Origin of the sequence: Acetobacter pasteurianus subsp. pasteurianus LMG 1262 = NBRC 106471 (assembly GCF_000285275.1) — a bacterium.
Taxonomy (GTDB): Bacteria; Pseudomonadota; Alphaproteobacteria; order Acetobacterales; family Acetobacteraceae; genus Acetobacter; species Acetobacter pasteurianus.
Window position 1 is genome coordinate 1 of sequence record NZ_CADO01000015.1, and the last position, 22464, is coordinate 22464.

Here is a 22464-nt window from a genome sequence, read left to right on the forward strand (position 1 = left end):
ACTTTTTCATAATCTGACCCGATGTACAACCCTTCTGTGAGATTTCCGCGTCGACCTTCTCAAAAGGGTAGCTTGCCAAGCCAACGGCTATACCATTCAAGAACAGCCTTCTCGTTATTGAGTGTGATGACATGGGATATTTCCTTGAAGCAAAGTGAGCTGCCTCTCTTCAATTTCAGGGTTTCCCAACAGGAAACGCGTCACGGCAATACTTACCTCAAAACAACATCGTATTATGTATTTTCGTGTAAAAACGACGCTATGAAGCAAACGTTTCCTGCCTCCCATGAGAAGTCTCAAAAAATCAATATTTTTAGAATTTTATCGATGGGGCAACTGTGATGCAGATGCCAAAACCACGGTGAGGCACTTCTTTTACAAATTCATACATTCCATTTAGAATGGCATGACGTAATTTTGGTTAATGAACCATAGAAGCCCAACAGGGTGTTTTGTTTCATATTGCAGTTATGGGAGAGGGGGCAGATTGCTTCCAGCGTTCCTGTTACTCTTGCACTGGTGGCGGACAGGGTTGTGCTGACTGCCTTAAAATCTGTTATGATGTAAATATCTTGGCGCAAAGCGCGAAGTAATAGAAAGAATTCCGCCCGACCAGTCATGTCGGGCGGATTGATAGGTTAGGTTGTTACTGTATATTTTATTGAAATAAATTTCTTATTTAATTTGCGATTGATAAGTTGTGATTTTAGTTTTGGTGTCTGTAGCGAGTTTGACCAAGTCTGTATTTTTAGATGTTGTAATTTCTGCCGTAAGAACAGATGTCATCTTGTTTGTGCTGCTCATGAAATAGCGGGAGTAGCTCCGTTAAAGTGTGGGTAGTTGCCAATTTGGTAAGCGTATCATGGTTTTCCGTCAAATCTTTTACGATAGTCGGGCTGAGAAGCGCGATATCGCTACGGGCAGAATGGGTTTTGGCAAGATTTGCCAACGCAATATGGGTGAGATCCATTTCATTAAGCTGTTGTGCAAAATTTGCGTCAGTAGATGTAAATGGTGCAGCTTTTGCCAAAGCCGGCAATGGAGGGGCAGGTGGCTGACCAGGGCTGATACAAGCGCTTAGCGCAAAAAGGCTAACAAGAAGTGGGGAGCACATAAGCGCTTTACGACGAAACAGGGCCAGCATGATCAGCAAATTCTCCTTTGGCCATACAGGCCATTTTGTATGACAGTTTTGCTGCCATACAGCGCTTAGAAAAGCCTATGATGATAGGGAGTGACCAAGAAGGCAAGATAGGAAAAACAGGATTTTCTTATTAATATTATAAAATCAAGTAACAATAGGAAAGATATATTGATAACTCCCGGAACGTAATTTATCAGAAAAGAAATGTTCACACTTTATTTAACATCGTGCATTGTGTGGAGAGCGCGCAGTAAATTAGAATGGCTGCGCTTCTATGTAGAAGTGTTTAGGTAAGTGTGAGGATAGTCGAAGAAATGAAGTGTCGTATTGCGGGTTTGTTCGCGGTTGCCTCACTCTCTGTGAGTTTGAGTGGGTGCGGATATTTTGATTCACGGGCCGCTCATAAAGCGCAGATCACAATGATCGGGATGACCTCTTATGATCTGCAAGCCTGTGCAGGTCTGCCGACGGCAACCAAACAGATTAACGATACGACGCAGATCTTTGTTTACACAGGAACACAGCCACAGCCGAGTTATGGTGGTTCCACCCTTATTCCTATTGGTGATATTGCAACAACAATTGCACAGCTCGGAGGCGGGGGCGGCACAAGTTGTTCTGCGGTCATCCGTCTGGATCATGATCGTGTTTCAGATGTGCATTACACAGGTAATAACGATGAAATGGTTGGAACAGATGGTATCTGTTCCATTATTACACGAGGCTGTGCCCGTCAGCCTGAAGGCACGATGCAGAAATCTGCTGGTGGCATGTTAGGCCCAGTTTCGGCCTTCCATCCGCCACGGACACCGCAACAATCCACAACAGCAACGTATTCTACGCAATCTGGTGCTGCTGTATTGAATACTGATAAAAAATCAACAGATTCAATTATCGTGCCCAGAACACAGTAAGGCGTAGGATTAGTTAGATTTGAGAGGAAGCATGGTTTTGACAATGCTTCCTCTTTTTTATTTCTTTGCAGTCGATGTATTGTGGGAGGCTTGGTAATAGGCTTTGGCCGTGACCCAATGAAGGGCTGTTTCACCTTCTTTTACGTTCAAAATGCCTTCATCAATGTCCTGTCCTACATTCAAGGATGCCAAGTCTATCTGCAAGAGAAGATTATAATGATCACCCATAGCAGCAGGTCCATATTGAGAATGTGCCTGATAAATGCAGCTAAAGCGTTTATAGGCTGTGCCTCTTGCAAGCGGATATTTTGAAAAACAGCTTGAGACAGCAGCGTGCATTTCCCCCTTGCCTTGGTCATCCGCACATCCTGACAAGAACAGACAGATAGAAGCCGCAACGAAACAATATTTCTGTATTAAGTTTGTAAAGATTTTCATGGCCCACAGAAAGATTTTATAGATAGCAGTACGTGGAGATATTTTACAAAATAGTATCGTATAAAAGTTTAAAGTTGAGAACCAGAATAAGAGCAGCCACTCCCCAAGCAAGAATGGTCGTTTTGCGAGAGATAACAAGTTCCCCCATTTTCTGGCGGTCAGATACAAACAGAATTAAAGGGATAACGGCAAAAGGGAGCTGCATGGACAGGATAACCTGGCTGAGCATCAGCAGTTCTCCCACGCCCTTGTTACCATAAAGGGCTGTTACTCCTATAACAGGAAGAATGGCGAGGCTGCGTGTGAGGAGCCGTTGCAGCCAGTGCGGTATTTTTAACCGCAAAAAGCCTTCCATAATAATTTGCCCCGCTAATGTGCCGGTAACAGTCGAGTTGGTTCCGGCTGCCAGAAGGGCAACGGCAAACAGGGTAGAAGCAATACCCAACCCAAGAACGGGAGAAAGCAGGCGGTAGGCATCCTCAATTTCCGCAACATTCTGATGGCCTGTTGTATGAAAAGCAGATGCAGCAACAATCAGAATGGCGGCGTTAATGAACAATGCCAGCACAAGGGCAATTGTACTATCCCATGTAGCCCACCGAATAGCCTCTTTACGGCCAGCTATTGTGTGCTCGAACGCTCGTGTCTGCACGATAGATGAATGAAGATACAGATTATGCGGCATGACCGTAGCGCCAATAATGCCAATTGCAATGTAGAGCATCTGGCTATTGGTCATGATTTCGGGGGAGGGGATAAAGCCTTTCAGCACGTCAGCAACAGGTGGCGCCGCAGCCACAAGCTGCACACCAAAACAGATGGCAATAATGCTCAGCAAGGCAATAACAAACGCTTCCAAGTATCGGAAACCACGGCTCATTAAAAATAGCACAAGAAAGGCATCAAGAACCGAGATAATGGCACCGCCCAAAAGTGGAATACCAAACAGGAGCTGAAGTGCTACGGCTGTACCAATAACCTCAGCCAGATCACATGCAATAATGGCAAGCTCACATGCCAGCCATAAAACAATATTGATGGCTGGTGGAAAATGATCTCGGCATGCCTGAGCCAGATCACGGCCTGTTGCAATACCCAATCTGGCTGAGAGAGCCTGAAGCAGAATGGCCATCAGGTTTGAAAACATGACGACGGCAAGAAGCGTATACCCAAACTGGGCACCGCCTTGTAAATCAGTCGCCCAGTTGCCGGGGTCCATGTACCCCACGGAAACCATGTAACCCGGCCCGACAAAGGCCATAAAGCGCTTGAACCACGATGTATTGGCCGCCGGCAATTTAATACTGGCAAAAGATTCCGGCAAACTTTGGCTGCCTGCCTCTGTCGTTTTAGCAAAACGCCATGCAGCTTTTGGGGAAGACAATGGAGGAGCAGGGGCTTGCGAGTCTTGAACCATAAATCCAGACTAAACTGTACCTGATTAAAATATGCAACATGCTATATTACAAAGCATAGGGAAACTTTTGGTTGCAGTGCATTTGCATGATATCCGATATAAAATATTCCTTTTGGAATACTTTATGCTTCATGGAATAATCTTGGCGGTATGGAGCCAACGCAGCCTTACGGGCATGTTGGAAAGTGGAAATGCAGCAAAGTTTTGATACAGCAGATACGCTACCCGATGCACAAACGCATTCAGAAGGGTTTCGCATCAGCCGTGTAGCCCGGCAACACGCCATAATTGAAGATTATGTGGAACTGATTGCCGATCTTCTGGATGAAGGGCAGGAGGCCCGGCAGGTTGATCTGGCAACCCGGTTAGGGGTCTCGCAGCCAACTGTTGCCAAAATGTTGGTGCGCCTGAGCGATGAAGGTTTGGTCGCGCGCAAACCATATCGTGGTATTTTTCTGACACCCGATGGGCGCGAAATGGCAGAAAAAGTGCGCGTACGGCATCGTATTGTTGAAGCATTTCTTCTGGCTCTTGGTGTAAGCCCATGCAACGCACGAATTGATGCAGAAGGGTTGGAGCATTACGTAGGCGCTGAAACACTGGAAGCGTTTCAACTTGCCATGGATGCTGGTCTGGATACCTTCATGCAAAAAGCCAGAAAAAAATAAAATCTAACCCAATCAGGGTAGATGTTTGTCACGGGCAATATTCTGATTTCATTCAAAAAAATTCTAAAATTTCATAAGCCTTACATATAGCTCATAGTTCGCGCACAATATGATATTGATTCTCATTATCGTTTATGAAAGGGTGAGTGAGATTTCGTGCGCACAGCCGCGCTGCATTTGTAAAAATGTTGGATCTGAAGGCATTTGGTAGTGTGGAGGGAACAATGTTTATCGCCATGAACCATTTTAAAGTTCGGCCAGAAAAAGAAGACGATTTTAAAAACCGTTGGCTTGAGCGGGAGGTTCTGTTGAACACCGCCTCAGGTTTTTTAATGATCCAGTTCATGCGGGGAAATGTGTTTCCGGATTATGTGGCCTATGCATCCCAAACGGTCTGGACATCCCGTGAGGCGTACGAAGCATGGCGTAAATCGGAATTATTTCATGCAGCGCATAAAGGTGTCGGACAAGGGGAAGCTTTAACGCTCGAAAAACGTGCGTTCAGTAGCTACGAGGTATTTCGCACTATCATAGGTCAGGAGCAGGCAGCCTGATGAAAAAGCAATCAACAACAAAAAGGTATTGTGATCAGCTTATAGCTATACCCGTGCTGTCTCGTCGATCTTTAGGGGGTATGCTGGCTTTGGGAATGGCCTCAGCATGCATACCGCGTATCGGGTTGGCACAGGATACGACAAATGCAGTAACGCCTCGTATTGTAACAGATTGCCGAGGCCGACGTGTGACTGTGCATAATGCTACCAGAATAGCCAGTATCGGCGGTACTCTTACCGAAACACTGTATGCACTGGGGAAATCAAGTGCGATTTTGGCGGTGGACCAAACCTCCACATATCCTGAGCAAGCGCTAAAAGAGAAAAAAGATCTTGGTTACATGCGCGCTATTTCGTCTGAGGGGGTTTTGTCCCTGCGCCCAGATCTTGTGCTGACGATGAACGATGCTGGCCCACCCGCAGCTATGGATCAGCTTGTGGCATCGGGTGTTCCTGTCGTGTTTGTAGATGCTACACCATCTCCTGAGGCCATTGAGCAGCGCACCCGCTTTTTAGCTGATATTGTTGGCGCTCAGGCGGAAGGGGAACAACTGTGTGGCGCCATTGCCGGGCAGTTCCGGCAACTGGAAGCATGGCGTGCTGCACATACAGTGAAGCCACGCGTCTTGTTTGTCATGCGCATGACAAACAACCGACCTATGGCCGCAGGTAAAGGAACGGCAGCAGATGCCATGATCAGCCTTGCCGGAGGCGTTAACGCTGGCGCTGATATGCAGGGTTACAAGATTGTGGATCAGGAAAATCTGGTCGCCCTTCGGCCTGATATTATTCTGCTTATGGATCAAACAGCCACAACACTTCGATCAGCTTTGCAGGCAGACCCGGGTTTCAAACTCACCCCAGCCGGTCGCAACAATGCCTTTGTAAGTATGGAGGGTGAACGGCTTCTGGGCTTTGGCCCCCGCACACCTCAGGCAGCTTTAGAACTTGCCAGAATGATGGCGGCGGTGAGCCACCCTGTATGATTATGGCGCGGCGGCATGTCGTTCTGTTTCTATGCGCTTTGTTGCCATTGCTAATATTGGTTATGGCGGTTTCCCTCAATGTTGGGGCAACAGGCATACATCTTACGGCTTTGTGGCAGAGTGGTGCGGAACAGACAGATAGCTTTGCAGACCGGGTTGTGCTGACCCAGATCCGTGGTCCTCGTGTTGTTATGGCTGGGCTTACGGGCGCCGCGCTGGCTGTAGCCGGAGCCATTATGCAGGGGCTTTTCCGCAACCCATTGGCAGATCCGGGGTTGATTGGAGTGTCCTCTGGGGCGGCTTTGGCCACAGCCTGTATGATTGTACTGGGCGGAGCATGGCTCAATTTAGGGGCGGGAGGGCTACAGGCAGAAATTATGAGCACGGCATGGGCTGTTCCGGTGGCAGGCATGCTGGGCAGTTTTGTTGCGGCATGTTTGCTTTACATGTTTGCAACACGCGGGGGCGCCACATCTGTCAGCATGATCTTGTTGGCAGGCGTGGCGTTTAGCGCGTTTTCTGGCGCGTTGACAGGCATCCTCATCTTCCGTGCGAATGATACGGCATTACGTGATCTGACATTTTGGACAATGGGCAGTTTTGCTGGGGCAACATGGTCGCGCATAGGTCTGTTATGTCCATTTTTGTTGGTGGCCACGTGGGTAACGGTGCGTCTGGCTTTGCCTCTGAACGCGCTGTTACTGGGGGAGAGTGATGCGCGGCTTATGGGGTATCCTGTAGAGCGTATTAAGCGGCTTGCCATGTTCTCGGTTGCCTGCGCTGTTGGTCCTACGGTTTCCTTTGTTGGGGCAATCGGGTTTGTAGGCGTTGTGGTTCCCCATCTGGTGCGTTTGATTACGGGGCCAGATCATCGGCTGGTGCTGCCGGGCAGTGCCTTGTTGGGGGCAATCCTGTTAATAGCGGCAGATACGCTGGCGCGCATTATTGCTATGCCCGCAGATGTGCCTGTGGGAATTGTAACCGCAGTTTTAGGCACACCACTCTTTGTCTGGCTCCTTACGCGTACGCATGACAGGGAAAGACTGGCATGAAGCTTTGCTTACAAAATGTAGGTTGGCGCGTTCGAGACAAAGATATTGTGCAGGGAGCCTCTCTGGACTTTGAGCCCGGTCAGATGACAGCCATTGTGGGGCCAAATGGAGCCGGTAAAAGCACATTGCTCCGTCTTGCCAGTGGTTTGTTGCGGGCAACCAGTGGCGATGTATGGCTTGGTGATGCTTCTATTACCACGCTTTCGTCTGCCCAACTGGCGGCTGGCCGGGCCATGTTAATGCAGGACTCTCCGTTGCGGGCTCAGTTCACGTTGCGTGAGTTGGTGGCAATGGGAGGGCAGATTTCCGCTCCGTTCATGAGCACTTCAGTCCGTTTGGAGCTTGCCGGGCTATTACTGGAGCGCGTTGGTTTGGCTGCTTTTGCTGAGCGTGATGTTATGGGGCTGTCTGGAGGGGAACGGCAGCGGGTTCATCTCGCCCGGGTGCTGATGCAGCTAGAGGCAGCCGTGCATGGTACAGACAGGGCACCAGGATTTTTGTTGCTGGATGAACCAATTTCGGCTCAGGATCTCTCCCGGCAGCATCTGGTGCTTAACCTTGCGCGTGCTCATGCCTCAGGTGGTGGTGGAGTTGTGCTGGTCATTCATGATCTGAATTGGGCCGCAGCCTGTGCAGACCACATTGTGGTGATGCACGAGGGAACCATTTATGCGCAGGGGCCGCCGGAACAGGTTTTAACCAATGCGTTAGCCAACCGTGTATTCGGGTTGGAAGAGGGGCGTGTGCGCATACATGCAGCTACCGGCAAGCCTTACGTTTTGCCGCATGATATGATTTGCCCATAATGGTTGAAGGAAAGAAACAGACTATGTCTCAATATATTGCCATGAACCGCTTTTTGGTCGCCCCGGAAAATGAAGATGCTTTTCAGAAGCGTTGGCTGGAGCGTGAGGTTTTATTAAAAACTGTTCCAGGTTTTGTGAGTTTTCAGTTCCTTAAAGGGCCAGAAAAGGAAGGGCTCAGGCTTTATGCTTCTCATACTGTTTGGGATTCATACGATGCCTTTGTCGCATGGACGCAATCTGAGCAGTTTCGTCAGGCGCATGCAGGGGCGGGGCAGGGGCGTGCGCTTACTGCTGGGCCTCCAGTGTTTGAAGGGTTTAGCGTTTTGCAGGATGTGACAGTATAATATCTTATATGTGAAAATGATTGAATGACCTGAAACCATTTGGATTTCAGGTCATTTTTGTTTTTTTAGAAAATCAGGTTGCTATGCTGGTAGTCATATAGTTTTTGACACGCATAAAACCAGCTTGAGCTCCGGCTGTAGCCAAAACTGGGTCGAAGCCAGCGCGGTCAATAGCACTCTTGAATGCGTTCCAGGATGGGCCTCGGCCGCCTAGATCTGCCGCTAGGTGGCGCCCGCCAAAATTTTCGGTAAATCCTATTTTTTCAACAAGTTTTATTAAAAAATTTGCACCGAGTTTGGAGCCTTCCGCCACATATAGCCAACCTATGGCTGTAGAAGCATTTTGGATATTTATAGAAGGGCCTTCATCAGGAAGGGGTAAGTCAAGATCCCGCATATCTTGGCATACTTGTGCAAAGCGGTTTCTGGAAGCCAGATCGGGGATGATCTCTACAAGTTGGGCATGATTGTACAGATCATTGATATCCCGATGAAATAGATACTGAAGCTGCACAAAATTTTTGTATTTATCGGCGCTGGAGAACAGACCATGCGCCATGATGCTTTTGTCCAGATCCTCATGAAGTGTGTGAGTTGCTTCTTTAAGGCAAAGCGAAAGGGGAGCGGACGTTTTAGTCATTTTGTTGGCCTTTACGACATAAACGCATTCTGAGAGATGCGAATGTGTGACTTATTTAACGCAAATGAGAATCATGCGCAACAATGAGCTTGATGCCGAGACGCAAGCTATGCATCATAAAATAATAATGATTCTCATTATTAACAATGTGGATGTACAATGATAACGCAGCCTCTTTTCTGCCGGGTTATGCGTTACCGGATGCTGGCAACAACAGCTCTGGCATATGCTTGCGTAACACCGGTTTTTGCCGCCACAACGGAATCTGTTTCTCCCAAGGTAGAAACTTCCACACAGGCAGATTCTCGTAAAAACGCCAGTAAACTGAGCAAAGTTTCTCCCCAAACGGTTGTTTTGGGTCCGGTAAAGGTGAGTGGAACAACGGATATTCTGGATTCCATGAAGTTCAACCCAGATCAAGATCATAGCGCGGTGGGTAAGGCCGGCGTGCTGACAACGACCACAACCCTCAAAACATTCCGTGACCGTCAGATAGATAGTTTGGAAGACTACGCGCGCCGAGTAGATGCCTCGGTTAACTATAGTAATGGTAATTCCAGTATTAACATCCGTGGTCTGGACCAAAACCGCATTCTCACCACCATAGATGGTGTGCGTATGCCATGGGCAAATGATGGTGCCTATGCTGGATCTTTCAATTCTGCACAAGGGGGAGTGAACAATTTCGATTTCAACTCCCTGGGCGCAATAGACGTTGTGAAAAGCGCAGATTCCAGTTTTTTTGGCACAGGGGCGTTAGGTGGGGTTATTGCTCTGCGCACGTTAGACCCGGAAGATCTGCTCAAGCCGGGCAAAACCTTTGGAGGCCTCACTAAACTTACTTATAATGGAGCAAGTGAAGCAGCACTGCTTAATCAGGCGTTTGCCGCACGCTATAAAAACACGGTCTTTTTGCTTCAGGGTGGTTATCAGGACGGGAGCGAAACTGGCAACCGCGGTGATACTTACGGATATGGCCGAACACGTACCGCAAAAGACCCTGCCTCATATGATCAGGGTAGTTTTTTGGGCAAGGTCCGGCACTACTTTGCAGGTGGTCACAGAATTGGCCTGACAGGCGAATGGTTTGACCGAAATTATAATGAACGAACCAGAACGTCGGAAACAACGGCAACCAATGTCTATCATACGCGAAGTGAAAACCAGCGTTCGCGCGTATCTGCCAACTATGATTATCAGGCAAGCAGCCCAACTGCCCTGTTTAGTGAAGCGCATTTTCTGGCATATTGGCAAAGTATTCAGACCGATACGGATATTACAAACAATGATCCGGCCAGACCAACGGCGTATGTGCACCAACATCTCACTTTGCCTGTAGAATCCTATGGTGTAACAGGTTCAGCCACAAACAACATTTTTACCGGTCCGTTGCATCATGCGCTCACCTATGGTGGAGAAGTTTTTCTGACCGATACTTACCAAACGCAAACTGGCCAGCGCGCTTTATCAAACGCTTATACTCACGATAATTTTTCGGATATGCCCAAAGTTCATGGTACGGATATGGGAGCGATTGTACAAGACCGTATTGGCATTGGGCGGAGTGAATGGCTACATATTACACCGGGCTTCCGGTTTGATTATTTCCAGCGCGATACGCACAACACGGCTTCTTATATGGCCAATGCTGGTTATGCGGGGCTACCGCATGGGGCGCATGGGTCTCACTTTTCCCCCAAAATTTTGGTAGAAGCACGCGTTGCCAAAGATCTTATTCTGTACGGGCAGTATGCCGAGGCTTACCGTGCTCCCTCTGCAACTGAAGAGTATCTGAACTACAGTACTCCGCCAGTGTACCAGGTTGTTGGCAACCCAGACCTTAAGCCGGAAAGTAGCCGAGGGTGGGAAGTTGGTATGAAATATGGAAATTCAGAACGAGGTGCCAAACTTTCCTTCTACGATAACCACTACCATAACTTTATAGATATGATGGGTATAAGCGGTTGTACCGGCTACATGCTCTGCTATGGTTATACCAATTTATCGCACGTACGTATTTATGGGGTGGAAGCCAGCGGGAACTGGGCATTTGATGATCACTGGCATATATGGGGGTCATTGGCTTATGCGGATGGGCGTGATCAGGACAGGAACTTCCACCTGAGTTCAGTGGCACCTTTTCGTGGTATTATTGGGTTTGGATATAAGACACAACGATGGGGCACTGATTTGTCTGGCACATTTGCTTCTGGCCGAGACAATGCCAAGTATCTAACTTCTACCGGTACCTTAACCAACCAGTGGAAAACTCCGGGCTATGTTATTTTCGACCTGACAGGTTGGTATAGTCCATCATTTTACAAGCCTCTGCGAGTTCAGGCCGGAATGTACAATATTTTTGATAAAGCCTATTATAATGCAGCATCTTTGCCTTATGGGCAGTCATCCAGTTCTCTTTCCGAGCGCTATTACACTCAGCCGGGTCGTTCCTTTAAGGTTACCGCCCGAATTGAATTTTGAAAAACATAACCATATGCAATGATAAATCGAAAGTAAGTGATTCTATTGTTCATACACGCGATTGCTAAATGATGGTGGATGCACTTTCTGCCTATGATTGAACGGTATAAGCCATGACAAAAAGCGTTCCCATTCTGCTGTGTCGTGCAGTTGTCATGGCTTTATCCTTTCACAAGAAAGGGATGTAAATTTATGAAAGAGCGTGCTGGCCTGCGATACGCCGAAGTAATTCAGCATGTGGTGCATGAATGCGCCCACACAGTGCATCGCGATGCGCCCGTTCTAACGGGTTATGGGCCGATAACCCGGCATTACCAGCCAAACCGAGTAAAGCTGATGTAAAATCTGCCGCAGCATCAACAACACGTGTTTTTATAACGGCTGCATGTGCCTTTAGTTCGTCGGATGGGCGCGCTGCATCAACGTCTGTGGCGTAAAGCCGCAGGAGCATGGCGTTCATGTGCAAGGTAATGGTAAATCCACCCACAGCATCACGCATTGAAGGCAATGTTGCCAGAGGTGCTCCCAGATTGGATGGAACACGGTTTTTCAGGAACTCGCAAAACCATGCCAGCGCAGAGGTTGCAACGCCGTTGTATAAGGCACCCAATAGGCCCGTATTCCATGCAATAAGGATATTGCGCCCTGATGGTCGTGCATCAGGAGCATGGAGTTCCAATGCGGCATTGAGCGGTAGGGTAACATCTGTAAATGTAACTTCATGACTGTTACTGGCACGCATGCCTATGTGGTCCCAGTTCTCAATAACACGGATACCATCTGCTTTGGCAGGCACAAGAAATGTACCAACTTGCGCAGGATTATCGTCTGTGCGCGCACGCACCAAAAGCCATGACAGGCCGGGAATGCCTGTTGCATAGGCTTTTCGTCCCGTCAAAATCCATCCGGTGGCTGTGCGGGTAGCAACTGTGCCGGGCAATCCACCTTGAGATGCAGAACCAAGATCTGGTTCCGCTAACAGAATATTCAATAATTTATCGTGCTGTGTATCCTCTATCCAGCGGGGCATGTCACCAGATCCGAATTCATGGTGGGCAATTGCAGCACGGACCATGTAATGATTGACCATAACCAGCGCGGTAGATGCATCACCCTGAGCAATCTGCCCAACAATGCCCTGCACCACGCCTAGCGTAAATGGGGTAGGGCGCTCTGGTGTGGATATACGTAAAGATAGCAGCCCTGCCTGACGCAGATCGTCAATATTTTCCTGAGCAAAAATTCCAGTGCGATCATGATGAGCTGCCCGTGAGGCAAACTGCTGCTTGAGATGTGAAGCGGCCTCAATGGCATCGTGCGCGGTGTGTAGATCAATCGACATGGAATATATATTTCACCATTTTTATGAGGTGGTAATGAAATATAACATTTAGGACGCGAATATGGATGTCAATGAGAGAATTTTATCTTGAGAAAGATATAAATTGGTGCGCGAAATTCTGATTCACGGAAAAAACGCATGTGAACCTTATGAAACAGTCTGATCGTCGGATAGCTATCAGTGTCGACAATGGTTTTGGTGATGCGGCGCAGGCATGGCAGCTTGCACGCAATACCAGCAGGCCAGAATGTTGAAGCACGCTCACGGGTAAGACTGACGCGATGGCGCATCTATCCCGTGAGCGGGATCTAGGTATGGTTGTGTGGGTAAAGATATTTCAGAGCAATCTCTCGCCTTGATTATCATTCATCCGACGTGCTGCTTGCAAAGCTTCGGCAAAGCGTGTGCGTGTTGCTTGCCCCATTCGGCTCATGCCGCAGGCATCACGCATACGCGTAATGGCTTCATCATCAGAACAGTCAATCGCAATAGCGCGGCAGGCAAGGTCCACAAGAGCGGGGAGAGGCACCTTGGCGGGATCTATGTTCTTTTCTGACGTGCACGAAGCCAGAGGCAGGCGTGAAGTTACAGGAAGCCGTTCTGACCACAAAAATACACCAACACTTTCTTCCGTGCGGCCAAGTGTGGAGGGAACAGCACTCTGAATACGCTCACGTATCTCTCGACCCACTCGTGCAAAGCCATGATCGCGCGAGAGTGTCTGGATCAGCACATCTTCACGTATAACACCTGCTTCATCCACAATCTGGCAGATCAGTTGCGCTAAAGTGGGCAGATAATCTTCCTGATAAAAGCGTGAGGAATCAATAACCGGTTTTGCAGCGGTGGGTAGAACATCCTCAGTAGGTGCTTTGGCATACAGAGGTTCTACTGCTGGCGCAGATATTGCCAACACTTCGGATGGTGCTGCCTGTGGATTGGGCTCTTCCTGCGACTCATTAAGAGGGTGAGGTGAAACTTCCTCTATCTCGGGAGGGATTTCGTTAAGGCTGGCAGCCGCCATTGCTGCATCATGTTCTGCCTGTTCAGCGCGCTTTTTGCGGGTTTCTTCCAAAAATTCGTTCAAGGCACGGTCAACCCGCTCCACTTCACGTGGTGCATTGGTCCACCAGTCTGTGGACCAGATACGCAGGATGTTCCAACCAAGGTTTTCGAGCACAGCTTGTCGCAATCTATCCCGATCACGGGCTGTGGCACTTCGGTGATAAGTTGCTCCGTCACACTCTATGCCGGCCAGAAAGGTTGTGGGCAGATCAGGGTCTATCACGCCCAGATCAATACGGAAGCCGGATACACCAACTTGCGTTGTAACGTCCCATCCCTTGGCGCGCAGCATGGTGGCTACTTCAACTTCAAATATGCTGTCATAACCGCCCACGGAGCCTTCATGCGCACCAGCCAGCGCAGTTGCCCCGCGTTCAGCAAACAGCAGGAAGCGGCGTAGATCACGCACACCTGCGGCGCGTGTACGCTCAATGGCAATCTGATCACCTCGGAGGGATCCGAACACAATCAACTGCTCTCGGGCACGGGTAATGGCAACATTCAGGCGGCGTTCACCACCTTCCCGGTTGAGCGGCCCGAAGTTCATGGAAATCTTGCCGGCAACATCCGGGCCATAAGTCAGGGAGAACAGCATGACATCGCGCTCTTCCCCCTGAATGTTTTCCAGGTTTTTTACAAGTAAAGGTTCTGGAGCCGTATCCCCTGTAAATCTTTCAAGGCTCGGGTCTTTGCGCACTTCTGCTTCCAGCAAATCAACAATCAGTTTTTGCTGTTCGCTATTAAAGGTAACAATACCAACGGACCGTTCCCGCCCACCACGCATGATCTTTACCGCCTCGGCAACCACCATACGTGCTTCTACAGGGTTGGTATGGGACCCGTTACGCCCGGGTTCGTAAATACCTTTAGGCACGAAACGGAATGATACCGCCTGATCTGACGTAACAGGTGAGGGGAAGGTAACGAGGTTGCCGCTATAATATGTCTGGTTAGAGAAGGCGATCAGGCTTTCATGCCGGCTCCGGTAATGCCATTCCAGACTAATGGCGGGAATACCGGCACCAAGACATTCATCCAGAATGGAATCAAGGTCGGTCATTTCATCGGATGTCGCAACATCGTCAGCCGCTTTGCCTGCTACAAAGAAGTCTGTTGGCGGAAGTTGCTTGGGGTCTCCCACAACAATAACCTGTTTTCCCCGGCCAATAGCGCCAATGGCATCCCATGTTGCAATCTGGGAGGCTTCATCAAAAATCACCAGATCAAAAGGTTCTGCATCTGCAGGCAGATATTGTGCCACAGAAAGAGGGCTCATCATCAGACAAGGCGTTAAAGTCCGCAAGGCGCTGGGCATTTTTTCTGCCAGCTGGCGTACCGGGAGATGACGGGTCTTTTTTGCAATTTCGCGGGTTAATACCTTGTATTCTGGATCATGCTGCCGTTCGGTTTCTCCCGGAATTTTTCCGGCCAAACGTGCGCGTATCAACTTTACGGCAAGGTTTTTCAGTTTTTCATCGAGTTCACGAAAACGCAGGATACGGCCTTCATGCGTTGCAGCCACAAAACCGCTTAACAGAGCGGAATCGCTTACAGCGTGCATGGTCCACCAACGGGCATAATTTGCTTCAAAAACAGAAAGAACATCTTCCTGCGCAACAAAGCCTTGCTCAATTGCCGTCACCAAAGGTGTTAAGCCCAGTTGTGCTGCATGATGGCAGGCGCGTTGCCATGCGCACCAGTCTCGCAATTCACGCGCAGAATTTTTCCAACTTTGTAGTTTTTCGCTGATTTCGTTAAGCCAATCAGGAGCTTTGGGGCTTACCAGAGCACTGATATTACTAGCACTGCACTCGGCAAGCGTTTTCAGGGTTGCTTCCAGTGCTGAGAAGGCGACCCGATACTGTGTCAGCGCAGTATAAACACTACCTCCTGGTGCCAGCAGATCTTTCCCTTCGGTCAATAAGGTTTTGAAGTGGGCGCGTGCTGAAAGAAGGGCGGCAGTATCTGCCATGCACCCGCCAAGGTGATTTCTGGCTTGCTGGCCCCATTCAAAAACAAGATTAATCTGATCAAAATCAGTCTCAAGTCCGCGCCATAGGGCACCAATATGTGCTTTATGCGGCGCTTCTTTTAATCTGCTGGCAATGGTCTGGCGTTCCACCAGTTTTTCCAGATCGCTTTCGCAATCTTCCGGCATAGCTATAGCGTGGTCATTCAACCGTTTGCGGATAGCTTTTTGTCCCATGGAACGGGCTAGTAGCCATTTTTCTTTTGCCGTGCGCCATTCAGCAAGAATGTCAGATACAGGAAGCGTATCAACGCTTTCTTTCCAACGTGTGTTCAGGTCTTCAGTAAGCGCGCGATGTTTGGCAACCTGCTCTTTTTCTGCACGTGCTTGGCTGCAAATATCTTGCGCGTCATCTCCAAACGCCCAACCTGCAGCATGGGGCTGTAGTAAATGTGCGCATAGCGCACCAATCTGGCCAAGGCGGATAAATGATAAATTATCTGCCCCCAATGCAAGCGCCTTGACCACATCATGAGCCGCGTTGCGGAGTTCCTCCAAAGCTGCCAGCGTTGTATTGACTGTATCCAGCAACCGAGCCTCCCATAGTGGAGACCATTCCGTCTGCTCAAGCCCTGCTAGCTGGGGTGATACAACAATATCGCCAATGCGGGCATAGAGTGTGGCCAAGTCTTCGGCCGCCTGTACCAGATTGTCGTAATCTGTTTTTGAATGTGCATCAGCATCGCGCCACACTAGGGGGATGCGTACAATTTTTTGTTCCTGTGCACGTAATGTAATGCCAATACCCCGGTACGGCGTCCAGCCATTTCGGCGTGGGGCATGAAGTGCATGAACATAAGCATTCAGTTCATGCCGCAGCGTATCAAGTGTCTGTTTTGTATGTGCGTATTCTTCTTGCTGAAAATCTTCCAGTGCAGCTTGGGCTATCTGAAATTGCTGGAGCACACCCATTTTACTGGCTTTGGGTGAGAACAGATCCAGACAGAATTCGGCAATACCCAGCTTTTCCAGCCGATTACGTACAACTTCCAGCGCTGTGCGCTTTTCGGCCACAAACAATACGGTGCGGCCTTGCGCAAGCGTATTGGCAATAATGTTGCCGATAGTCTGGCTTTTACCTGTGCCGGGAGGACCAATCAGCACAAAGTTTTCGCCCGCAGCCGCACGTGCCACGGCTTTGAGCTGTGAGGAATCAGCTTCCATCGGGCAGACAAGATCGGCTTCAGCCAAGGCCGTATCAAGGTCCTGAGAAGCACTAAACTCACCGGAAGGTGTGGTATCATCCCGCGCGGGTTCTTGAACACCATTTAACAGACGGCTTGCAACATCATTGGTAGCCAGCTTGTCTCGCCGTTCAAGAAGGTCTTTCCACATCAAGAATTTTGAGAAACTTAGTGTGGTCAGACTCACATGTTCGCGCACTTCCCAGCCCGGAATGTGGCGTAGGTGAAGCCGGAATGCCTCAATAATTTTGGGCACATCCAACCCAGACTCATCTTCGGGGAGGTTGTCATGTTCCAGCAGGGGAATACGGATATCATAATCCGCACGCAGCATTTCCAGCAGTGTTGTGTTTATGCGGGTTTCATCACTATGCGCCCGCAGCGTAAAGGGGGATTTAATACTGACGCGTTCCAGAATTACCGGAACAAGAATAAGCGGAGCAAGGTAAGGTTTGCTCTTGTCTTCTGGTGTCCACGCCAAGGCTCCTATGGTCAGAAAGAGCACGTTTGTGCCGCCTTCCTGCTCGGCTGATCTGGCCTGGCGATAAATCTCGATAAGGGCGTTCTGGAGATTTTCTTTCTTGCGCGGGACAACAATCTCGCGCCGTGCAAGCGCCTCTATGGCATAGGCGCGTGCAGCATCCTCCTGATGGCGGTCTTGATGAAGAGCTTTGTTACGAGGGTCATCCTCATCCATCAGGTCTGGTGCAGAAATAAAGCGCAAAGGCTTGGGGTTACCGCCTGCGCGCATGCCTGCCAGCATATCCTCCAGCGTGGCAGGCTCTGGGCAATTAATCTCAATCTGCTGACGGTCAGACTTTGGCAAATTGAGCAGGCGGTTGCGGGCCGACATATCCAAAAGGCGATTGCACCAGCGCTGAACACGATCTGCCGGGCGATCTGGTAGCTGTTCTTCCTCCCGTTCCTCGCGCAGATTTGGTGGGGCTTCAAAGATCGGCTGCTCGGAAGTGTCATCCGAGTTTTCATCAAGCTCGGTATCTGCGCGCAAACCCGGCGTGGAAAGCGGACGAATGCGACGGAGACGTGCGCGATGCACATCAATAATTTCGCGGAATGCGTCTTCATCATCATCGCCGATATCGCGCAGGTGGGCCTCTCCGCGCTCACAGGCGGTTGCAAAACTGGGTTTGCGGGCAGCCGTTACCAGCGTTGTTTCAAAAACACGCAGATCATCAAGTTTCAGGCGGTTGCGTATCCCCGGCAGATCCTGAACAACGGATGCACCAGCATCCTGCAAAGAAAGCCAGAAACCAGCAAAGGCGTGCCCTTTGGTAAGAACAATCAGGGGGCGCAGGCCGATGGCCTCAAGGCAAGCAGCAAAGAGAACGGTGGTATCCAGACAGGTTGCCAGCCGTTCTTCATATACCTGAGAGGGCAGGCGGATGCGTTGCCCATATTCCACAAACGATGCTGGTGGGTTGATATAAGTGATGTTCAGCCCACAAATGGCACACCAGATTGCCTGTGCTTGCGCCCATACTCTGGTTTTATCGCCCTGATATCCTTCTAGCGAGGCAACTTGCCCAGCCTGCTGCAAAATATCAGCTGCATTGCGCAGAATACGGGCTATTGCCGGGTCATTCGGTAAAACAAATGCGGCAAGAATATCGGGAATACCACATAGGCCTCCCCATTCATTGCGTGCCAATACGCGCACGTCGCGGGTGGTTCTGGTTAACTCCTGCTCTCCAGCGCGTGCAGTTACAGTTACTACCGCTTTGGAAGCTTCAGTTTGGGCAGAGAGCAATGCCCCATCAAGCGTGATGTCACGGTCATTCAGCACGCGCAGTTCTTGGGGGCGCACCTGTTGCAACATCCAGGAACGCGGCGTGAGAAATGGAGGTTCACTGCTGATGGTAATTTCTACGGCAGGGTATTCAATGTCCGTTGTGTTGTCGAAAGCCAGCTCTTCCAGAATAGGAACACTATTTTCCCAAAGGCTTGCATTTACGGCTTCTTGTAGTGCGATTTGCAGAGATGGTGTTTCGATAGGCAAGGGATGATCGGTGTCTTCAGAAATCTGTTTTTGCTCTGTATCCACCGAAAATTCCCCTCTATCTTCCATGTTCGTGCACTCAATAACACAATTCTCTATCGTATTATGACAAAGTTATTCATGTTTCATGAGAAAGAGGAGTGTGTGTAATTGGTAACAGATTTGCAAGTGATGGTAGAATGCGGTTCTTGATAAGGACGGTCAGCTTTTAGCTGACATATATACTGGGCAAACCCTCTTACCTTTTGGTTTGATCCGCTTTGAGTGCCAGAACTCCGCAGGCCATTCCCCCGAGAACAGAAGGCCTGCAAGTTGAAAAAGTAGCTCTAGCTGGGGCTTCAGTTTTTTTCGATGTGAACAGACACATGCGTGTCACAATAGGCGGCGAACGGCTTCTAACACATCACGGCGCACACGTTCGCCAAGGGAGGAAGGCAACAGGTCAAAAGCGTGCACCGCATTTGCATAGACGACAAGTTCAGTCGGTACGGCTGCTTTCCATAGGCGCTGCGCAAAAGTTATATCTTCATCACGAAACAGATCCAAAGCGCCAGTGATCATAAATGTTGCGGGCAGCCCAGACAGATCTTGCATGAAGGCGGGTGATAGATAGCCAAATCGAGGGTCATCTGCTGCCAATTCTCCGCGCACGGCAGACCATGCATGTTGGTTTTGGGCGCGCGTCCAGACGAATTCCCCCGTTGTAGGATCATCAGAAGGGGCATCTGGCCCACCTGTGCGCAAATCAAGCATTGGGTAAATTAAGACTTGGGCATGTAATTTTACCTTACCGCGATCACGTGCCAGAAGGGCTGTAGCGGCAGCCAGACAACCTCCACCACTATCCCCCATAACCATGATACGATCGGGGTCAATTTCCAGTTCTTTCGCATGCTTATGTAGCCACACAAGAGCAGTATAAACGTCTTCCAGACCACCAGGAAAAGGCGTTTCCGGCGCAAGCCGGTAATCAACCGAGACAACTAGGGTATTTGTTTCTAAAGCCAGCCGGTTCAGCATACCTGCCTGCATGTCGGGTGTGCCGGCAATCATTCCTCCGCCATGTACATAGAGAATGGCAGACGTTGTTTTCTTGGCCTTAGGCGGCTGAAACAGAATAACACGAACATCGGGGGCTGCATCAGGGGCAGGGATCAATCGTTCCTCATATGTGACCGATCCAGAATTTAAGAGAGCAGTTGAGCCTTCAACGAGGCCACGGCGGAACTCCATGAGATCGTCTTGCTCAGGATCGAAGGATGGAAACGAAGCAATCATGTCGCGCTGTTCGGCATCAACCAAGCCAAGGGTCGTCATTTGGAGAGCACTCCATTCTCTTGAGCAATAACAGGATCATAAAGGGTTGTTGCTCAAGATCACAATACCTCTACAATAAGTTGAATTATCGCGGTTTTTTTGTGGTTTGTATTCTGTTGGGCTCACATCTATCCACCTTATCCAAAATAAAGTGGATAGACGCCCAAAAACACTAGCCTAGCGTTACATGGCATAGAGAGGGAACATCTACACCAAGTGAGGCGCCAAGCATTGTTTAACGCGTTTGCATGTAATACCGCCAACCACCTGTTTCTGTAATATCGGTGCCGCTACGCGCCACGGCTTCGCTACAGAGAAAGCCGCAAACTTCCTTTCCATCTTCTAACGTAATTCGACCAATGGACATGGGTTGCGGAACAGAAGCGACAAAACGCCCAAAACCTGCTGCATCGAGTTCGTAAACCTCTACTTCTAGTCCGTTACCCTCAAAGCCTTGTTCCCGCACAAGGCCTGGCTTGGGTGGGGTGGCATTGGGCAAGGCAAACAGGCGGTAATCTGGGGCCGTGCGGGTGGTGCTTCGTAAAACAGCATGTTCCTGTTCAAGCTGCCAGTGCAGGGGAAAACCTTTGAGATGTGCCCCGACAACAGCCAGAAGCACACGATTATTGGGGGCCATAGTGTCAGCCTCTTTCGATACCGATTTATCGGTGCGTGTCAGCCTAACAGCTTCGTCTAACGCATGATGAAAACGTCCGGCTAATACTGCCAAATCCTTATCGGTGAAGGCAGGGGCAATAAATGTTACTCCAAATGGGAGGCCATCTGGCGCAAACCCGGCAGGCACAGCACAGGCTGCCATATCAAGCAGATTTACAAAATTGGTATAGGCCCCAAGCAAGCTGTTGGCAGTAATGGGTTGCTCTACAACCTCCTGTTTGGTGACAATACGCGGTGCCGTTGGCAGCAGCATAATGTCAAAATTAGCCCACATACGTTGTGCTACCTGCTGGAGGCTATGTTGGCGATAAATGCCTTCGAATACATCTGTTGCTGTATAATTTTTGGCACCGTCAATAATGGCTCCAACTGTTGGGTCCATATCTTGGCGATGAGTGTTATAAAAATCCTTTATCGCAGCTAACCGTTCCACCACAAAGGGGCCACTATACAGCAGGGCTGCTGTTTCCTTTAGGGGAGCAAAATCCAGCTCAACGGGCGTGCCACCAATTTGTTCTAACAGGTGGATGGCACGGGCATAAAGCGCTGCATTTGCTGCGTTGCCATCGAAAAACTGATCTTCTTTTTTCAATACCCCAAAACGAAATGTTGTAAGAGGCAGCGACCGAATATCTAGCGCGCGCGAGTAGGGAGAGCGTGCATCAGGTGCAGCAGCAATCTGTTCAACTTCCCACGCATCAGCGGTAGAGCCTGCGAAGACTGAGATACAGTCAAGAGATTCACAGGCGGGAACAAGGCCATATGTGCTGAGCACGCCACGTGATGGTTTGAGCCCCACAATGTTGTTAAATGCGGCTGGCACGCGGCCCGAACCTGCCGTATCTGTGCCAAGCGCAAATGATACCAGACCAGCCGCAACAGCAACAGCAGACCCGGAGCTTGAACCGCCCGAAACATATTCAGGGTTAAACACGCAATGTGGTTGGCCATAAGGGGAACGCATACCAACAAGACCTGTTGCAAACTGGTCAAGGTTGGTTTTGCCAATAAGAATGGCTCCCGCAGCTTCCAAACGCTGCACAACTTCAGCGCTTTCTTGAGGCTCATAGGCAAAAGCCGGACACCCAGCGGTTGTGGGTAGCCCAGCAACATCAATATTATCCTTTACAGCAAACGGAATACCGTAAAGTGGAAGGTCCGTGGCAGCTTGTTTTTCCAGTTCAGCAGCGCGGGCTAAAAGCTTTTCTGCCGGAACCCGGCTGATCCATACAGCCGGGTCTTGGGTGGTATAGGAGTCAATGCGTGCAATAACGTCATGCACCATGTTGGTGGGCGTAAGCGTTCCGGTGCGATAGGCGGAAAGCAGCGGGGTAATCTGCAACATATTGGGCAGGGACATGTTTTTTCCTGTTCTATCAGCGTTAGGG

General features: G+C 49.5%; 16 protein-coding genes. 8 read left to right on the forward strand and 8 right to left on the reverse strand.

What is annotated here, in order from left to right; all coding sequences use genetic code 11:
* Window positions 1–748: 748 nt before the first annotated feature.
* Window positions 749–1144, reverse strand: coding sequence for a DUF4142 domain-containing protein (locus APA10_RS04495; protein ID WP_231111070.1), 396 nt, complete (start codon window positions 1142–1144; stop codon window positions 749–751).
* Between the two features lie 419 nt (window positions 1145–1563).
* Between APA10_RS04495 and APA10_RS04500 the strand changes: the two genes are divergently transcribed.
* A complete protein-coding gene (locus APA10_RS04500; protein WP_004449792.1) occupies window positions 1564–2058 on the forward strand; it encodes a hypothetical protein in 495 nt (164 codons plus the stop codon).
* Window positions 2059–2115: 57 nt separating this feature from the next.
* On the opposite strand, the gene APA10_RS04505 is transcribed toward APA10_RS04500, so the two are convergent.
* Window positions 2116–2496: a hypothetical protein gene (locus tag APA10_RS04505; protein WP_231111069.1), complete on the reverse strand. Its 381-nt coding sequence runs from the start codon at window positions 2494–2496 to the stop codon at window positions 2116–2118.
* A gap of 43 nt (window positions 2497–2539) precedes the next feature.
* Window positions 2540–3913: an Nramp family divalent metal transporter gene (locus APA10_RS04510; RefSeq protein ID WP_035365985.1), complete on the reverse strand. Its 1374-nt coding sequence runs from the start codon at window positions 3911–3913 to the stop codon at window positions 2540–2542.
* Between the two features lie 191 nt (window positions 3914–4104).
* On the opposite strand from APA10_RS04510, the gene mntR reads away from it, so the two are divergent.
* From mntR to APA10_RS04540, 6 genes are all read left to right on the forward strand, one after another.
* On the forward strand, window positions 4105–4581 hold the full coding sequence (mntR, locus tag APA10_RS04515; RefSeq protein ID WP_003626287.1) for a manganese-binding transcriptional regulator MntR: 477 nt from the start codon (window positions 4105–4107) through the stop codon (window positions 4579–4581).
* A 185-nt stretch (window positions 4582–4766) separates the two neighbouring features.
* Entirely contained in the window at window positions 4767–5135 is a 369-nt protein-coding gene (locus APA10_RS04520; protein WP_004449788.1) for an antibiotic biosynthesis monooxygenase family protein, read from the forward strand.
* Between the two features lie 80 nt (window positions 5136–5215).
* Window positions 5216–6121: a heme/hemin ABC transporter substrate-binding protein gene (locus APA10_RS04525; RefSeq protein ID WP_004449787.1), complete on the forward strand. Its 906-nt coding sequence runs from the start codon at window positions 5216–5218 to the stop codon at window positions 6119–6121.
* Window positions 6118–7173 carry a FecCD family ABC transporter permease gene (locus tag APA10_RS04530; protein ID WP_004449785.1) on the forward strand — a complete coding sequence of 352 codons (1056 nt, stop codon included), beginning with the start codon at window positions 6118–6120 and terminating at the stop codon, window positions 7171–7173. Before APA10_RS04525 ends, APA10_RS04530 begins: the two co-directional genes overlap by 4 nt.
* On the forward strand, window positions 7170–7979 hold the full coding sequence (locus APA10_RS04535; protein WP_004449783.1) for an ATP-binding cassette domain-containing protein: 810 nt from the start codon (window positions 7170–7172) through the stop codon (window positions 7977–7979). The genes APA10_RS04530 and APA10_RS04535 overlap by 4 nt, the downstream gene beginning before the upstream one ends.
* Before the next feature lie 23 nt (window positions 7980–8002).
* Window positions 8003–8323 (forward strand): antibiotic biosynthesis monooxygenase family protein, encoded by a 321-nt coding sequence (locus APA10_RS04540; protein ID WP_035365983.1) that lies wholly within the window; start codon window positions 8003–8005, stop codon window positions 8321–8323.
* Between the two features lie 73 nt (window positions 8324–8396).
* Here the strand turns inward: APA10_RS04540 and APA10_RS04545 are convergent, their stop codons facing one another.
* Complete coding sequence (locus APA10_RS04545; RefSeq protein ID WP_004449780.1) at window positions 8397–8963, reverse strand: biliverdin-producing heme oxygenase; 567 nt, start codon at window positions 8961–8963, stop codon at window positions 8397–8399.
* A 159-nt stretch (window positions 8964–9122) separates the two neighbouring features.
* Between APA10_RS04545 and APA10_RS04550 the strand changes: the two genes are divergently transcribed.
* Window positions 9123–11444, forward strand: a complete 2322-nt coding sequence (locus tag APA10_RS04550) for a TonB-dependent hemoglobin/transferrin/lactoferrin family receptor (protein WP_004449779.1) — start codon at window positions 9123–9125, stop codon at window positions 11442–11444.
* A 190-nt stretch (window positions 11445–11634) separates the two neighbouring features.
* Here APA10_RS04550 and APA10_RS04555 read toward each other — a convergent pair whose 3' ends face one another.
* From APA10_RS04555 to atzF, 4 genes are all read right to left on the reverse strand, one after another.
* Window positions 11635–12786, reverse strand: coding sequence for an acyl-CoA dehydrogenase family protein (locus APA10_RS04555; RefSeq protein ID WP_004449778.1), 1152 nt, complete (start codon window positions 12784–12786; stop codon window positions 11635–11637).
* Window positions 12787–13123: 337 nt separating this feature from the next.
* On the reverse strand, window positions 13124–19150 hold the full coding sequence (locus tag APA10_RS04565) for a DUF3320 domain-containing protein (RefSeq protein ID WP_004449775.1): 6027 nt from the start codon (window positions 19148–19150) through the stop codon (window positions 13124–13126).
* A gap of 303 nt (window positions 19151–19453) precedes the next feature.
* The gene (locus APA10_RS04570) at window positions 19454–20398 is read right to left on the reverse strand and encodes an alpha/beta hydrolase (protein WP_004449774.1); all 945 of its coding nucleotides are present in this window, start codon (window positions 20396–20398) and stop codon (window positions 19454–19456) included.
* Window positions 20399–20633: 235 nt separating this feature from the next.
* A complete protein-coding gene (gene atzF / locus APA10_RS04575) occupies window positions 20634–22436 on the reverse strand; it encodes an allophanate hydrolase (RefSeq protein WP_004449773.1) in 1803 nt (600 codons plus the stop codon).
* Between the last annotated feature and the right edge of the window lie 28 nt (window positions 22437–22464).

Bases quoted from the DNA above. Each gene is read 5' to 3' on its own strand.
- APA10_RS04495 (WP_231111070.1), bottom strand. From the start codon at position 1,144: ATGCTGGCCCTGTTTCGTCGTAAAGCGCTTATGTGCTCCCCACTTCTT.
- APA10_RS04500 (WP_004449792.1), top strand. From the start codon at position 1,564: ATGATCGGGATGACCTCTTATGATCTGCAAGCCTGTGCAGGTCTGCCG.
- APA10_RS04505 (WP_231111069.1), bottom strand. From the start codon at position 2,496: ATGAAAATCTTTACAAACTTAATACAGAAATATTGTTTCGTTGCGGCT.
- APA10_RS04510 (WP_035365985.1), bottom strand. From the start codon at position 3,913: ATGGTTCAAGACTCGCAAGCCCCTGCTCCTCCATTGTCTTCCCCAAAA.
- mntR (WP_003626287.1), top strand. From the start codon at position 4,105: ATGCAGCAAAGTTTTGATACAGCAGATACGCTACCCGATGCACAAACG.
- APA10_RS04520 (WP_004449788.1), top strand. From the start codon at position 4,767: ATGTTGGATCTGAAGGCATTTGGTAGTGTGGAGGGAACAATGTTTATC.
- APA10_RS04525 (WP_004449787.1), top strand. From the start codon at position 5,216: ATGCTGGCTTTGGGAATGGCCTCAGCATGCATACCGCGTATCGGGTTG.
- APA10_RS04530 (WP_004449785.1), top strand. From the start codon at position 6,118: ATGATTATGGCGCGGCGGCATGTCGTTCTGTTTCTATGCGCTTTGTTG.
- APA10_RS04535 (WP_004449783.1), top strand. From the start codon at position 7,170: ATGAAGCTTTGCTTACAAAATGTAGGTTGGCGCGTTCGAGACAAAGAT.
- APA10_RS04540 (WP_035365983.1), top strand. From the start codon at position 8,003: ATGTCTCAATATATTGCCATGAACCGCTTTTTGGTCGCCCCGGAAAAT.
- APA10_RS04545 (WP_004449780.1), bottom strand. From the start codon at position 8,963: ATGACTAAAACGTCCGCTCCCCTTTCGCTTTGCCTTAAAGAAGCAACT.
- APA10_RS04550 (WP_004449779.1), top strand. From the start codon at position 9,123: ATGATAACGCAGCCTCTTTTCTGCCGGGTTATGCGTTACCGGATGCTG.
- APA10_RS04555 (WP_004449778.1), bottom strand. From the start codon at position 12,786: ATGTCGATTGATCTACACACCGCGCACGATGCCATTGAGGCCGCTTCA.
- APA10_RS04565 (WP_004449775.1), bottom strand. From the start codon at position 19,150: ATGGAAGATAGAGGGGAATTTTCGGTGGATACAGAGCAAAAACAGATT.
- APA10_RS04570 (WP_004449774.1), bottom strand. From the start codon at position 20,398: ATGACGACCCTTGGCTTGGTTGATGCCGAACAGCGCGACATGATTGCT.
- atzF (WP_004449773.1), bottom strand. From the start codon at position 22,436: ATGTCCCTGCCCAATATGTTGCAGATTACCCCGCTGCTTTCCGCCTAT.